The following is a 13,725-nucleotide window of genomic DNA, read 5'->3' as shown; positions in this document are numbered from 1 at the left end:
GCGGCTGAGGCCCAGGGAGTCGCGCCAGCGCAGGTCGGCATTGCTATGGGTGCGCCAGTAATCGAGCAGGATGGTTTTGCGACGGGTGGCCCGGGTGGTCAGGCGCACGGGCTGGGCCGTGCCGGCTCGGTCGGAGTAGGTTTCTTCCCAGCCCAGAATGCGGTGCGGAAAAGCCTGGGTGAAGTAAATGACCAGCGTCCGGTCTAGCGGGCGGGGTAGCTGATGGTATAAGCCAGCGCCGCCGCGCCGCCGAACCGTCCGACCGGAGCGTCGGTCAGGCTGAGCGTGGCTGGGGTAGGGCGCAGGGGCTGGTGCTGCAGACGGCAATAGATGGTGCTTGGAATGAGCTGCTGTTGGCCGGTAGGCAAGGCTTCGGGGTGCAGGCGGATCTGGTTCCAGAGGCCGTCTTCCAGCACGGCCGGGCCCAACTTGCTTTCCACGTCGCCTTCCGATTCGAAGTAGGACTTCTGCGACAGGGCGTAGCCCGCGCCGCGCTGGTTGAACTGGGTGAAGGCGTTGCCGCACCATTCCTGCACCGAGGTGCTGACCTTAACGGTGCTCAGCTTGGGGTCGAGGGGCGTGAAGACGGACGTGAGAATGGAGTAGGGGTAGATGCCGGTCAAAAACTTCTCGCTTAAGTTGAGCTTCAGCACTGGCAGCACATCCTGGGGCGAGGCGGCGGGGTTGTCCAGCTTCACCTGCCTTTTCTTCGACAAATCCTCCGTCACGAAGACCAGCACCGCCTCCGCCTGACGCATTTCGCCGTAGCGGGCCTGCTCCACCGCGTAGCTCGTTAGCTCGGCCTTGCCCTGCTTCCAGTAGTGGCTGAACTCGGGCGTGGGCGTGAAGCGGCTGGGTTCTTCGGCTGTAGAGGAAGCTGAGCAGCAACTGAGCAGCAGGAGCGGGAGCAGGGTAGGTAGGTGGGTGAGGCGCATGAGCAGGAAGTTTTCGGCGCGTGATAAGGTGGTCGGGTACCAGCAGCGGGGAGCAAAAGTAAAGTTATGCCAAGCGCCGCTAGGGCAAAGCACATACTTTCTCTGTCTCTGTAGCCAGCCGCTATTCAGGTGCTAATGCCCCAGCCTGGGCCAGTAAGTGTTGAAGTACGGCGGAGTTATCTTCGCGCCGCCACACTGAATATACCGCCGACTCGTGCGGCAGCTCGATAAAGCGTAAGCCCGGCAGCGGACTGCTGGCGTAAGACAGCGGCAGTACCGATACGCCCAGGCCCGCGGCCACCAGATGCAGCATCGTGGACCCAAAGTCTGACGTGACGGTGCCCCGGGGCTGAAATCCATATTGCGCAAATAGCCCCCGCAGCGTCTGCACGTAGGCCGATGGACCCGTCAGGGCCGGCAGCACGAAAAGCTCTTCCCGCAGGGCGGCCAGAGAGGTAAACCCTTCTGCCTGTGCCCAGTGCTGCTGGGGCACTACCAAGGCCAGCTGCTCGGCAAAGACAGGCTCCGATATGAGGGCCGGGTTCGTCGCCGGTTCGCGCCAAAAGCCCACGTCGACCTGGTACGTAAGCAGCGGGTGCTCCGATTCGGTGGCGCTGACTTCGAGCAGGTCGAGTTGTACTGAGGGGTACTGGGCCGTAAAGCGGGCCAGCAGCCGCGGCAGCCACCCGTAAGCCGCCGCCCCAACGTGGCCGATACGCAGGCTGCCCACCTCCCCACTACTGACCTGCCGGGCGTGGCGGTGCACGGCGTCGAGTTCCGTCAGCAACCGTTGCCACTCGGTGCGCAGCAGCTGCCCGGCGGCCGTGAGCTGAACCTGGCGCGGCGTGCGCTCAAACAGGGGAAAGCCCAACTCCGCTTCCAGGCGCTGAATGTGGCGGCTGAGCGACGATTGACTAAGCTCCAATTGCTCGGCGGTCTGCCAGAAGTGCCGCTTCTCGGCTAGCAGTAGAAAGTAGCGTATCTGATCCAGGTTCATTGATGCAAGAACTGCATCAATTGCCACATTTTGAAAATTGGACTGCATAGAAGCCCGCTATAGTTTTGCGCATCTACTGACCGTAATACTTAGCGCCAGTCAGCATGTTTCACCCCGGAATAGAATCTAGTCGGGGCGCTTTACCGGCCGTCTTACTCCCTCTTCACCCGATTTCTTCTCCTTAATTTCCCAAGCAAATTCTATGACCTCTGAGCATAAAAAAATCGAACTAGCCGTCGTAGGCCTGGGTGGAGTCGGTGGGTACTTTGGCTTCAAGCTGGCGCAGCACTACGCGGGCTCAGCCGCCGCTCGGGTTACGTTTGTGGCCCGGGGCGCCACGTATGCCGCCGTACAGGCCCGGGGGCTGACGTTACTTTCGCCCGAGCACCCAACTCCCGTCGCGCACCCCGCCCGAGTGGTGGAAACGGTGGCCGAGCTGGGCGCAGTGGATCTGCTGCTGCTGTGCGTGAAGGAGTATGACCTGGAGGCGCTGTGCCGCCAGCTGCAGTCGGCGCTACCCGCCGGCGCGGTGATTTTGCCCCTGATGAATGGGGTAGACATCTATGACCGTATCCGTCGGCTGTTGCCGCAGGCCGTCATTTTGCCCGCCTGCGTGTATGTGGCGTCTCACCTGCACGACACCGGGGTGGTAGAGCACCGCGGCAATCCGGGCAGTATTATCGTGGGCCCGGACCCCCAGCATCCCGCCGTTGACGCCCGCCCGCTGCTGCGCACTTTGACCGAAGCGGGCATTAACCTGGAGTATCAGGCCGATGCTTTTCCCGCCATCTGGACGAAGTTTTTCTTTATTGCCAGCTTTGGCCTGGTGTCGGCGCGCTATAACCGCTCTATCGGGCAAGTCCTGGAAGACCCGGCCCTACACGCCCGGGCCCGGAGCCTGATGCAGGAAATAGCGGCAATTGCCCAGGCCAAAGGCATTGACCTGCCCGCTGATATCATTGAGCGGACCTTTCAAAAAGCCGCTACGTTTCCCTTCCATACGCCCACCTCCCTGCAGCTGGACGTACAGGGCGGCAAAACCCGTACGGAGTTAGACCTGTTTGCCGGCGCCATTCTTACCTATGGGGAGGCCCTAGGCCTACCAGTGCCAGCAACCCGGCAGATATACCAGGAAATTCAGGCGCTGGCTACACCCAGCGGGCAACCGGCCGCCTGAGCTTTCCTGAGGCCTTAACAAAAGAACGTCATGCTGAGCTTGTCGAAGCATCTCTCCCGCAGCAGTAAACAGATTTTACTATTGCACGCGAGATGCCTCGGCTGCGCTCGGCATGACGTTCTACTAACTAAGAACTAGCTCCGGCTTAGTCTTCGGGTAGGGGATGAAGACGAAGTTGGTGAAGTCCTCGTCGAGCACGAACAGACAGCAGTACTCGTTAGGGTCCTTGTAGGTCTGCTCGAAGGCTTCGATGCCCTCCTGGCCCACGATGCCCTGCTGCACGAACAGCTCCAGGTAGGAGGCAAACACATGCCATTCCAGGTTGGCCTCGTCGGCATTGACCAGCAAGCTACCCAGGGGAATTTCGCGCTTGGCGAAGATGAAAATCGGGTATTTCGAAATGTCCATCTTCCGCACCTGGGAAGAAGCTTCCATGATGGTGTCGGAAACCATGGCAAAGTCCTTGGAGATGGTGCCGAGGTATTTGCCGTTCAGTTCGGGGTCGTTGGCGTAGTCCATGTAGAAGATGGGTTGTCGTTGTTTAAACTGTCATCCTGAGCAAAACGAAGGACCTTATCACGTAGGCTTAGGTCTGGATGAAAGCCCAATCAGGATTGCTGGCAACAATTAAGGAGTCTTTCTTGGCCCGCGTCCAGCCTTTCAACTCTTTTTCACGAGCAATAGCTGCTTTGCTGTCGGTATACTCTTCGAAGTGCACCAGGTTGTAGCAAAAGTAGCGGCCGGCAAAGGTTTGGTCGGTGCCCCGGTTGGCGTAGTGTTGCGCCATGCGCTCCGGTAAATTGCTGGTGATGCCGATGTATAGGACCGTTTTAGCTGGGTTGGTGGTGATATAGACGTAATAGGGTATTATGCTATTAATAACCATAAAACAGTAGTGTCATCCTGAGCACAGCGAAGGACCTTATTAAATTAGAACAAGCCGTTGCAATGATAATTGTGCTGGCGTGATAAGGTCCTTCGCTTTGCTCAGGATGACATATACCTCCTAAACGCAACCAATTGCGGCTACTTCAGTTCCAGCAGCACCACATTCTCCACGTGGTGGGTGTGCGGGAACATGTCCACGGGCCGCACGCGGGTGACGGCGTACGCCTCGTCGAGCATCTCTAGGTCCCGGGCCTGGGTGGCGGGGTTGCAGCTGACGTAGACGATGCGGGGGGCGCGCATTTCGAGCAGGCGGGCTACCACGTCGGGGTGCATGCCGGCCCGGGGTGGGTCGGTGATGACCACGTCGGGGCGGCCGTGCTTCTGGATAAACTCGGCGTTGAGCACGTCCTTCATGTCGCCGGCGTAGAACTCGGTGTTGGTTACCCCGTTGATTTCGGAGTTGATATAGGCGTCTTTCACCGCCGACTCCACGTACTCCACGCCCACCACGTGCCGGGCCTGCCGGGCCACGAAGTTGGCAATGGTGCCGGCCCCGGTGTAGAGGTCGTAGACCAGCTCGGAGCCGGTGAGCTGGGCAAACTCGCGGGTGAGCTTATACAGGTTGTAGGCGCCCTCGGAGTTGGTCTGGTAAAACGACTTGGGGCCCACGCGGAAGCGCAAATCCTCCATCTGCTCGTGAATATGGGGCTCGCCCTTGTAACAGACTACGTCCAGGTCGTGGAAGGTTTCATTGCCCTTGTTGTTGAGCACGTAGTTGAGCGAGGTGATTTCGGGGAACTTCTCCTGCACGAAATCCAGCAACGGAAACAGGGCCTCATGGGCGTAGTAGCACTGCAGAATTACCATCAGGTCGCCGGTATTGGCCGTGCGGATGATGAGGTTGCGCAGGAAGCCTTCCTGGGTCACGAGGTTGTTGAAGGGCAAGTCGTGCTCCAGGGCGTAGTTGCGGATGGCCAGCCGGATCTGGTTCGAGGGGTTGGGCTGCAGCCAGCAGTGCTGCACGTCAATGATCTTGTCGAAGCGGGCCGGGGTGTGGAAGCCCAGCACGCGCCGCTCGATCTGCTCGCCGGCCTGAATCTGCTCGTTGGTCAGCCAGCCGTTGTGGCTGAAGGTGTATTCGAGCTTGTTGCGGTAGTACTGCAGGGCCGGGGAGTGCTGAATGGGCTCCAGCTCGGGCAGCTGCACCTTGCCGATGCGCTGCAGGTTGTCCTGCACCTGCTGCTGCTTGAACTTGAGCTGGGTATCGTAGCCCAGGTGCTGCCACTTGCAACCCCCGCAGGTGCCGAAGTGCTGGCAGAAAGGCTCCACGCGCAGGTCGGAGTACTTGTGGAAGTGGGTGGGCACGGCTTCCAGGAAGCTTTTCTTGGCGCGGGTAATGCGCAAATCCACCACGTCGCCGGGGGCCACGCCGGTGACGAAGATGACCAGATTATTGTGCCGCACCAGGCATTTGCCCTCGGCCACCATGTCGGTGATTTCAATTTCGCGGAGCGTTTCCGCCGGGTATTTTTTCGATTTCCTCACGAGGGCAAAGGTAACCACGGATTGGCTACGCCGAACTTCGTTTCAGACGGATTCTGCGGCCCCGGCGGATTTTATGGATAACCCTGTTAGTGCCTCCGAGTCGTCCCGTTCGTTTGTCAACTCCTGGGCAACAGTTGCCTAACTCTTGCCCAAGACTTAGGCAACTGTTGCCCAAGAGTTTCAGGTACCCGCGAGTAGCGCAAACTTTGTAGTTCGCGTGCCAGAACGACTTCTAATGACGCGGGGCACGCGAACTACAAAGTTCGCGCTACTGTCACACCGCGCCCTTCAACGTGACATAGTTATGTTATGGTCAAAACATAGTTATGTTTCGCCCAAAACATAACTATGTTTTCCTCTGAACATCCCTATGTCGGCTTAAAGGCCCGGCGGGGATGCAGTAGTGAGCTGGCGGCAAAAACGAGAAGAGGCGGCCCGCCCAGGGCCGCCTCTTCAAGAACAAGTAATAAAAGCAAAACCAGATAATCGTCCCCAAAATCCGACTAATCCGGAAAATCCGTCGAATCTGTAGTCCTACTTCACTACTTCAAACCAGCCCTTGTACGACTTACCGTTTTTGAGCTTGAGTAGGTAGTAGTACACGCCGGCGGGCTGCTGCTCGGCCTTCCAGTCGTTGGTGTAGCTGGCCGTTTTGTACACTTCCTTGCCCCAGCGGTTGAAGAAGCTCATCGAGTAGCCCGAGTACAGGCCCAGGTTGCGCACAAAGAAGGCATCGTTCACGCCGTCGTTGTTGGGAGTAATGATGTTGTAGAACACCAGGTCGTTGGTGAAGTTGACGCAGGCGTCGTTCGACGAGGACGTCAGGGCGGCCGAGTTGTCGGCACTCACGGCCAGTACCCGGAAGCACTGGTCGAAGCCGGCCGAGCTGCTGGCGAATTCATACTCCAGCGTAGTGCCCGGTACGGTGGCTACCACCTGGGCGGGGCCGGTGCCGGCGGCGCGCAGCAGCTGGTATTCCTTGACCGCGAAGCCCTGGTAGGCCGTCCAGCTCACCTTCACGCGGCCCTCCTGCCGGCCGTCCTTGCTGCCTTCGGTAGCGGTGGCGGTGGTGTAGATGGTGGTGTGTTCCTGACTGGCCAGCAGGGCGCCGCAGTTGTTGAGCAGCTCCACGCGGTAGTCGTAGGCCCGGGCGTCGGCGTCGGCACTGGGGTCGGTAAAGCCAGTGCTGGTATTGGGAACCGCCGTGCTCACGGCCGTGAAGGCCCCGGTGCTGCCGGCATCGCGCCGCAACACCCGGATCTGGTTGGCGTTGCCCGCGTTGTTGGGCACGGCCAGGGTCAGGCTAATGGACCGGTCGCCGGGCAGCACCGAAGCCGCCCGCAGGGCGATGCTCACGTTGTCGGGGCGCACGGTGAGCGTCGCGCGCGGACCCTCGCAACCCAGGCTGCTGGTTTCAGAAAGGGCCACCGTGCGGGCCTCGCTGCCGGCCGGGAAGCTGACCGTAACCGCGTTGGTGCCGTTGCCGCTCACCACGCTGCCTCCGGTCACGACCCAGTTGAAGGTCGAGCCCGGCGAGTTGGGCACCGAGTACTGCTGATTGGCAAAGCCCGTGGGGCCGGGGCAGATGCTGGTGGGGCCGGTAATAACCTTGGCTACCGGCAGCGGGTCGACGGTAAACTGCCGGGTGTATACCGGGCCGGCGCAGCCGCTGGTGTTGGTTTCCTGGGCCGTGACGGTATACGTGCCGGGCGTGGTGGTGACAATAGCCACCGTGTTGCCGGAGTTGGGCACCGGCGTTCCATTCACGGTAAAGGCATAGGAGGAAGTAGCCGCGCCCGGCAGCGTGAAGCCGATGACGCCGCCCACGCAGACCCGGTCGGGGCCGGTAAAGCCCAGGTTAGCGGCCGGCGAGGGCAGAATCGTCACGTTCAGGAGCTGGCTCTGGCCGAAACAGGTGATGGCGCCGCCCTGGGGGTTGCTGGTTTCCGTGACGGTAATCGTGCCCGTGCCGGGGCCGTTCCATTGCACCTGCACCGTGCCTGGGCCGGTGCTGAGTTGGGTTCCGCCGGTAATCTGCCAGGCGTAGACCGAGCCCGTGGTAGGCGTTACCGAGTAGGTGTAGGGGCCGTTGGCCACACACACGCTGGCCGGGCCGGTGGGCGTTTCCGTGTTCAGGCGCTGATTGATAACCACCGGGAAGGACACTGGGTCGGAGTCGCACTGGAACTGGTTACGGGCCACGGCCTGCACGAGGGCATTGGCATTAGCCGCGCCCCAATTCACGGTAATGCTGGCCGTGCCGTCGCCGCTGGTAATGGTGCCGCCTACCACGCTCCAGTGGTACTCGGTGCTGCGCGGGTTCCGGATGCTGTACACCACGCCCTGAATGGTGGGACACACGGATGCCGCGCCCTGGATATTGTCTACCAGAGGCCGCGGGTTGATGGTCACTACTACCTGGTCGGTTTGAGTGCAGCCCTGGGCCGTGGTAGCCGTTACGGTATAGGTGCGGGTAATGGGGCTCTGGGTGGTATTCACGGCCGTCAGCTCGGGCCGGGCGGCCGAGGCGCTGCTCAGGCCGGTAGCCGGGCTCCACTGGTAGGAATAGCCCGCCAGGGCCGCCGAGCCCAGCGTTACTTTCGTTCCGTCGCACAGGGCCGCATCCGCGCCGGCGTTGGCCACGGCCGCGGGGTTGAGCGTTACCGTTACTGCATCAGTGGCAGTACAGCCTTGGGCAGTAGTAGCGGTGAGGGTGTAGGTAAACTGCTGGGCCGTGGTGCCGGTATTCGTCTGTTGGAAGACGGGCTGGGCGGTGGTAGTGCTGCTCAGGCCCGTGGCCGGGCTCCACTGGTAGGTGTAGCCAGCCAAAGCTGCCGAGCCCAGGGTCCTGGCCTCACCCGAGCAGGTTGCCAGGTCTGTGCCGGCATTGGCAATGGCGGCCGGGTTCACCGTTACCAGTACCATTTGGGTAGCAGTGCAGGCCTGGGCAGTAGTCACGCGCAGGGTGTAAGTGGTGGTAATTGGGGCCGAGGTGGTGTTGGTCAGCGTAACGGTAGGGGCCACGGCGGCGGGGTTGCTCAAGCCGGTGCCCGGGCTCCACTGATAGGTGCTGCCGGCCACGGCGCTGGCCGGGTTGCCCAGCACGGCCGACCCGCCCGAGCAGAACGTCTTGCTGGTACCGGCATCGGCCACGGCGGCGGGGTTGAGCGTTACGGTTACTGCATCAGTAGCGGTGCAGCCTTGGGCGGTGGTAGCCGTCAGGGTGTAAGTAAACTGCTGAGCCGCAGGGCCAGTGTTGGTCAGCAGGAAAGTAGGCTGGGCGGCGGTAGTGCTGCTCAGGCCCGTAGCCGGGCTCCACTGGTACGTGTAGCCGGCCAAAGCTGCCGAACCCAGGGTTTTCGACTCCCCGGAGCAAGTAGCGGCATCTGTGCCCGCGTTGGCAACGGCGGCCGGATTCACCACCACGTCCACAAAGGCTGAGGTCGAGCAAAGCTGGTTGGTCGTGACAGTCAGGGTGTAGCGTACGGTTTGCGGGGTCGTGCCGGTATTAGTCAGGGTCACTGTAGGCGAGGAAGAAGTCGGGTTGTCCAGGCCGGTGGCCGGGCTCCACTGGTAGCTGCGGCCCGCCAGCCCGTCGGCTGGAGCGCCCAGCACGGCCGAGCCGCCCGAGCAGATTGTCTTGCCGGTGCCGGCATTAGCCACGGCGGCCGGGTTTACATTCACCACCACCACATCGGTAGCCACGCAGCCTTGGGCGGTGGTAGCGGTAAGCGTGTAGGTCAACTGCTGGGCCGTGGTGCCGGTATTCGTCTGTTGAAAGACGGGCTGGGCGGTGGTAGTGCTGCTCAAGCCCGCGGCCGGGCTCCACTGGTAAGTGTAGCCGGTAAGCGCCGCCGTGCCCAGGGTCCTGGCCTCACCCGAGCAGGTTGTTACGTCCGCCCCGGCGTTGGCTACGGCATTCGGGCTTACCGTGATGGTTACTTGCCGCGACGTGGTGCACACCCCGTTGGTGCTGGTCACGGTGTAAGTCGTAGTTTGGGTGGGCGACACAGTAATGCTGGGCCCCGTCGCGGTTTGGTTGCCGCCGGTCCAGGTATAGGAGGCGGCGCCGCTGGCCGTCAGGGTAGTAGAGCCGCCCGGACAAATGGTGGCACTGGTGGGCGTTACGGCTAGGGCACTGCCCGCCCGGATGTCAATGTCCCGCGAGACGGAGTCGGAAGGGCAGCCCAGGGTGGAAACGCCTTGCAGCGTCAGGTGGCCCGAGCCGATGTTGGTCCAGCGTACCTGCACCGAGCGGCCCGAGTTGGAACCCTGAATGGTGCCGCCCGAACCTTCCACAGGTAGGTGGCCGGCGCCGGCCCCGCGGCAGTGTAGGTAGCAGCCTGGCTTTGGTCGCAGACTATAGCCTCGCCCTCGATGCCGGTGGGGCCAGCGGCACGGTTTACCCTGATCTGGAAGATGTCGGCCACGCTTTTGGCCCCGCAGGCCTGGTCGGTGGCCGTTACAACCACGTCGTAGAGCGTGCTGCGGGCGTTACCGCAACGGGAGTTGAAGCTGAACAGGCCACTAACGCTGCCCCCGCTGCCGGTCACCGTCACGCTGCCGGTGGGGTTGCCCGGCTGCACCACGCCCTGGCTGCCGCCAAAGCTGGCGTCGTAAGCCCCGGCACCATCGAGCAGCACGCTGTTCACTTTTAGGTTGATGGGGTTGCCATCGGGGTCAGTGGCCGCCAGATTGAAGTTCAGGGTTTCGCCTTCTTCGATGGTAAATACCTTGTTGGTCAGCGTGGCGGCCGTAAACTGCGGGGCCTGGTTGGGTTGGCAGGTGCGGGATACCAGCTGAATTTCGCGCCGGGTAGAGCCAATCAAGACCTCGTTGCCATTAATCCGGCGGAACTCCTTGACTTCGACCGACACCACAAAGCGGCCCTGCTGGGAGGTGGCGTAGCGGCTCAGGCCGTTGCTGGCGTTGAGAAAGGCGTAGTTGCCGGCGCCGGGGCCAAAAGGAGCCGTGGCCGAGTACCCCGAAATGTAGGTCACACTGGGCGGCGGTGGGGTAAAGACGTTGGAAGGCGGGCCGCCAATGGCCCCTGGAATGTTGTAGGGCGCACTGAAGCTGTAAATCAGCCGGTCCCCGTCCAGGTCCACCGCGTTGTTGACCACGATGCTGGTATCACCCTGGCAGATAACCACGACTGCCGTATCCGAGAAAGTCGGCGAGTTGTTGGGCAGCAGGGGGGCGCCATGTCGGCGAAGATGGTCTGGTTCTGGTTGTCGGGCTGCAGCAGATTGTTGATGGAGCGGTTGCGCGTGCCGTCGGTATACACCGCGTAGTAGCCTTCGAAGGCCACGGGTAGCTCCACAATGGCTTCGTAGCGGCACAGGCGCACGGGTGGGGGCGGGCCGCCGGGCAGCGAGCAGCCCCGGGCAGGGGCGGCGTGATGGAAGGATTGGAAATCCGGGGCAGGCGATAGGAACCCTGGGGCTGGGCGTCGACCTGCGAAGGCCGGCCGGGGCAGGTTACCTGGGCGCAGTTGAAGTTCTGGGCCGCCTGCCCGCTATTGATGCGGGTTCCGTTCTGCTTATTATAGATATTGACGAAGATGTTGCAGCGGCCGTCGGGCACGTTCGAGACATCCGCCGTGTTGCCGCACTCCCAGTTGATATACAGCAGCACCGTAATTCGGTAGCGGTAGGGCGTAGCCGAGGACGAGCCGTTGGCATCCAGATACTTATAGCTCATTTCCCCGCCCACCAAATGGGAAGCCGCGGCAGGAGCTGCGGCCAGCCCGGCCAGAAAAAGCAATACGAGGAAGCTGCGTAGTAGAATTGTTCGCATAGAGGGAGGTGTGGGAAAAGAGCGTAGCCCGCTATGAGGTAGCGGGCTACTGAAAAATTAGGACGGGCAGAAAAACGCAGTTTACTGGCGCTCCACGCGCCGCACGGCCGAGTTACCGGCGGCATCCGTTAGCCGGACCAGGTAGAGGCCCCGGGGCAGGGTCGTCAGGTCCAGGTCGGTATCGGCGGCCGGGTGCAGGCGCAGGGTAGTCGTCAGTAACTGGGCGCCCAGCACATTGTGCACGGTGACCTGGTAAGTGCCCGCCGCGGCGGCATCGGCCAGGCGCAGGTGCACCATGCCGCTGGGCGTGGGGTTGGGGAAAATGCTCAGGGACGGCAGCATTCGGGCCTCGGCCGTGCCGCTGACCACGTCGATGCGGACGGAGTAGTCCTCGGTTTCGGTGTTGGCCTGATTGGTTATGCAAGGCTGCGCCTGGTTATTGTTGGCCCGCATCTGCACCCGCATGCGGGTAAAGCCCACCACGCTGGCGTTGTTGGCAATCATAAATAATACCGACGAATTCTGCGTCGAGATATTATTGATTAGCAGCTCATTCGTTTCGAATACGCCATTGCGGTTCATATCCAGCCACATGGAAGTAATCCGCTGGAAGTTCTGGTTCGTGCTGGTCGTCAGTGTATAGGTCTGGCCCTGACGCAGCCCGATGGTCTTGTCAATGTAGTTGCCGTAGCCGGAGGCGTCGGCTCCGGAGGTATTGCTGAAGGCCACGCCCGAGCCGGTTACGGCCACGCTGGTAAGCCACACGTTGTTGTTCTGGCCCGTCGAGGCGCAGTACGTCACGCAGGGTACGGATACGGTCAGGTAATTCGTGCGCGTCACCGTATTCTGGCCAAAGGCGTTGGTGGCCGTCAGCGTCACGGTGTAGTTGCCCGAGGTGGTGTAGCGGTGCGAGGGATTCTGGTCAGTGCTGGTGGTGTTGTCGCCGAAGTTCCACAGCCAGGCAGTGGGGGCATTCTGGCTCTGGTCGGTAAACTGCACGGGGTTCACGCAGCTTGTCGGCACGTAGCTGGAGGTGAAGCTGGCCACCGGGGGATTCGTATTGGCCACCACCGTTATGGTGTAATCCTCGGCTTGGCCCAGCTGGGGCTCGGCGCAGGGGCCGGCCGGAGCACCCACGTAATCCGAAATAACGCGCAGCCGCAGGGGCTGGCCTTTCACGGCCGAACTGGGGATGGTGATGCTGCCGCTGGGATTGGTGCGGTTCAGGGCCTGGTAGAGCAGCTCGGTGCTGCTGAAGCTACCGTCGTTGTTCAAGTCCAGCCACACGCGCGTGTCCTGGGGGTTACTGGGGCCGGTTGTCACGCTCAGGGCGTACGCGTTGCCCTCGGTAAGCTGCGCACGGCTGCCGCAGGTGAAGTCTTCGTAGCCGGCCTGCCCGTTCAGCGAAGCTTTAGTCAGCGGGCCCAGCGTAAACTGGGTGATGCCGTAGCCGCAGCAGTAAGCGGCCGTGTTGGGCGTGCAGCTGGCTGTCACCGGCACGGCCGCATTGTACTCGATGTAGTTGGTGCGGGTACGCACGTTGGTACCGGCCGCGTTGGTCACGGTCAGCGTCACGGTGTAAGTGCCGGCCGTGGTGTAGCAGTGCGAGGGATTCTGGGCGGTGCTGGAGGTGTTGTCGCCGAAATTCCACAGCCAGGAAGTGGGGGAGTTCTGGCTCTGGTCGGTAAACTGCACGCAGCCCGAGCAGGTCAGGGTCTGGTTGGCCACAAATTCGGCCACCGGCGGCGTACTGTTGGCCCCTACCGTTACGGCGTAGTCCTCGGTCTGGGAGTATTGCGGCATCGAGCAGGGCGTGGGGAAGGGCGAGTTGCTGTAGTCGGCCGCTACCCGCAGGCGCAGGCGGGTATTGAGAACGGTGCCCACCGGCAGGCGCAGGGTACCGGTATGCACTTTCTTGGCGTTGGAGCTGAATACCAGCTCGGTCGTGCTGTTGAGCGTGCCATCGTTGTTGAGGTCAATCCAGACCCGTACGTTCTCGTCGGTGCTGTTATTGGTCCGGATGCTGATGGGGTAGTCGGCGCCCACGGTCAGAGCCGCGTTCTGCGTGCAGGAATAATCCCGGTAGCCGTCCTGTACGCCCGTCGAGTTGTTGTTAATCGAACCCAGCGTTACGTTCAGAATTCCCATTCCGAACGGGTAGCTGCTGCTCGGGGCTCCAGCGGGTGTGCAGGCCGAGGTGGCCGCCGGGCACTGGGCGCGGGCATTTGCCCCGAGCAGCAGCAGGGCCGCCAGTAGTATATAGCCCCTAAAAATCGGCGCACAGCGCCCCACGCGTAAAGTTTTTGTCATATAGTCCACCGGAAAGGAAAGCAGGTCCCCGTTGCCTAAATGTAGCGACTAAATCCTATTTGCGGAAATGGCTG

General features: G+C 61.7%; 10 protein-coding genes. 1 reads left to right on the top strand and 9 read right to left on the bottom strand.

All coding sequences use genetic code 11. From position 1 onward, the window contains the following. Positions 1-203 precede the first annotated feature (203 nt). Both MUN79_RS23880 and MUN79_RS23875 read right to left on the bottom strand, forming a co-directional pair. Positions 204-935, bottom strand: coding sequence for a hypothetical protein (locus MUN79_RS23880; protein WP_244675024.1), 732 nt, complete (start codon positions 933-935; stop codon positions 204-206). A gap of 121 nt (positions 936-1,056) precedes the next feature. Beyond that, positions 1,057-1,932, bottom strand: coding sequence for a LysR family transcriptional regulator (locus MUN79_RS23875; RefSeq protein ID WP_244675023.1), 876 nt, complete (start codon positions 1,930-1,932; stop codon positions 1,057-1,059). A 202-nt stretch (positions 1,933-2,134) separates the two neighbouring features. Between MUN79_RS23875 and MUN79_RS23870 the strand changes: the two genes are divergently transcribed. Continuing rightward, entirely contained in the window at positions 2,135-3,109 is a 975-nt protein-coding gene (locus MUN79_RS23870; protein ID WP_244675022.1) for a ketopantoate reductase family protein, read from the top strand. A 123-nt stretch (positions 3,110-3,232) separates the two neighbouring features. Here MUN79_RS23870 and MUN79_RS23865 read toward each other — a convergent pair whose 3' ends face one another. The 7 genes from MUN79_RS23865 to MUN79_RS31420 form a co-directional block, all read right to left on the bottom strand. After that, entirely contained in the window at positions 3,233-3,628 is a 396-nt protein-coding gene (locus tag MUN79_RS23865) for a hypothetical protein (RefSeq protein WP_244675021.1), read from the bottom strand. Between the two features lie 67 nt (positions 3,629-3,695). Then, entirely contained in the window at positions 3,696-3,995 is a 300-nt protein-coding gene (locus tag MUN79_RS23860) for a GIY-YIG nuclease family protein (RefSeq protein ID WP_244675020.1), read from the bottom strand. Positions 3,996-4,135: 140 nt separating this feature from the next. Continuing rightward, positions 4,136-5,542: a 23S rRNA (uracil(1939)-C(5))-methyltransferase RlmD gene (gene rlmD / locus MUN79_RS23855; RefSeq protein ID WP_262922938.1), complete on the bottom strand. Its 1,407-nt coding sequence runs from the start codon at positions 5,540-5,542 to the stop codon at positions 4,136-4,138. A gap of 534 nt (positions 5,543-6,076) precedes the next feature. Beyond that, the gene (locus MUN79_RS23850; RefSeq protein WP_244675019.1) at positions 6,077-9,841 is read right to left on the bottom strand and encodes a PKD-like domain-containing protein; all 3,765 of its coding nucleotides are present in this window, start codon (positions 9,839-9,841) and stop codon (positions 6,077-6,079) included. After that, positions 9,754-10,695, bottom strand: coding sequence for a hypothetical protein (locus MUN79_RS23845; RefSeq protein ID WP_244675018.1), 942 nt, complete (start codon positions 10,693-10,695; stop codon positions 9,754-9,756). The genes MUN79_RS23850 and MUN79_RS23845 overlap by 88 nt, the downstream gene beginning before the upstream one ends. Next, positions 10,676-11,341 (bottom strand): hypothetical protein, encoded by a 666-nt coding sequence (locus MUN79_RS23840; protein ID WP_244675017.1) that lies wholly within the window; start codon positions 11,339-11,341, stop codon positions 10,676-10,678. Before MUN79_RS23840 ends, MUN79_RS23845 begins: the two co-directional genes overlap by 20 nt. An 81-nt stretch (positions 11,342-11,422) precedes the next feature. Next, complete coding sequence (locus tag MUN79_RS31420; RefSeq protein ID WP_311136578.1) at positions 11,423-13,651, bottom strand: GEVED domain-containing protein; 2,229 nt, start codon at positions 13,649-13,651, stop codon at positions 11,423-11,425. Positions 13,652-13,725: the final 74 nt, after the last annotated feature.

Origin of the sequence: Hymenobacter cellulosilyticus, assembly GCF_022919215.1 — a bacterium.
Classification (GTDB): Bacteria; Bacteroidota; Bacteroidia; order Cytophagales; family Hymenobacteraceae; genus Hymenobacter; species Hymenobacter cellulosilyticus.
This window is presented reverse-complemented; position numbering and strand designations above follow the sequence as displayed.

Excerpts from the sequence above, each read along its gene's own strand:
- MUN79_RS23880 (WP_244675024.1), bottom strand. The coding sequence starts at position 935 with ATGCGCCTCACCCACCTACCTACCCTGCTCCCGCTCCTGCTGCTCAGT.
- MUN79_RS23875 (WP_244675023.1), bottom strand. The coding sequence starts at position 1,932 with ATGAACCTGGATCAGATACGCTACTTTCTACTGCTAGCCGAGAAGCGG.
- MUN79_RS23870 (WP_244675022.1), top strand. The coding sequence starts at position 2,135 with ATGACCTCTGAGCATAAAAAAATCGAACTAGCCGTCGTAGGCCTGGGT.
- MUN79_RS23865 (WP_244675021.1), bottom strand. The coding sequence starts at position 3,628 with ATGGACTACGCCAACGACCCCGAACTGAACGGCAAATACCTCGGCACC.
- MUN79_RS23860 (WP_244675020.1), bottom strand. The coding sequence starts at position 3,995 with ATGGTTATTAATAGCATAATACCCTATTACGTCTATATCACCACCAAC.
- MUN79_RS23840 (WP_244675017.1), bottom strand. The coding sequence starts at position 11,341 with ATGCGAACAATTCTACTACGCAGCTTCCTCGTATTGCTTTTTCTGGCC.
- MUN79_RS31420 (WP_311136578.1), bottom strand. The coding sequence starts at position 13,651 with ATGACAAAAACTTTACGCGTGGGGCGCTGTGCGCCGATTTTTAGGGGC.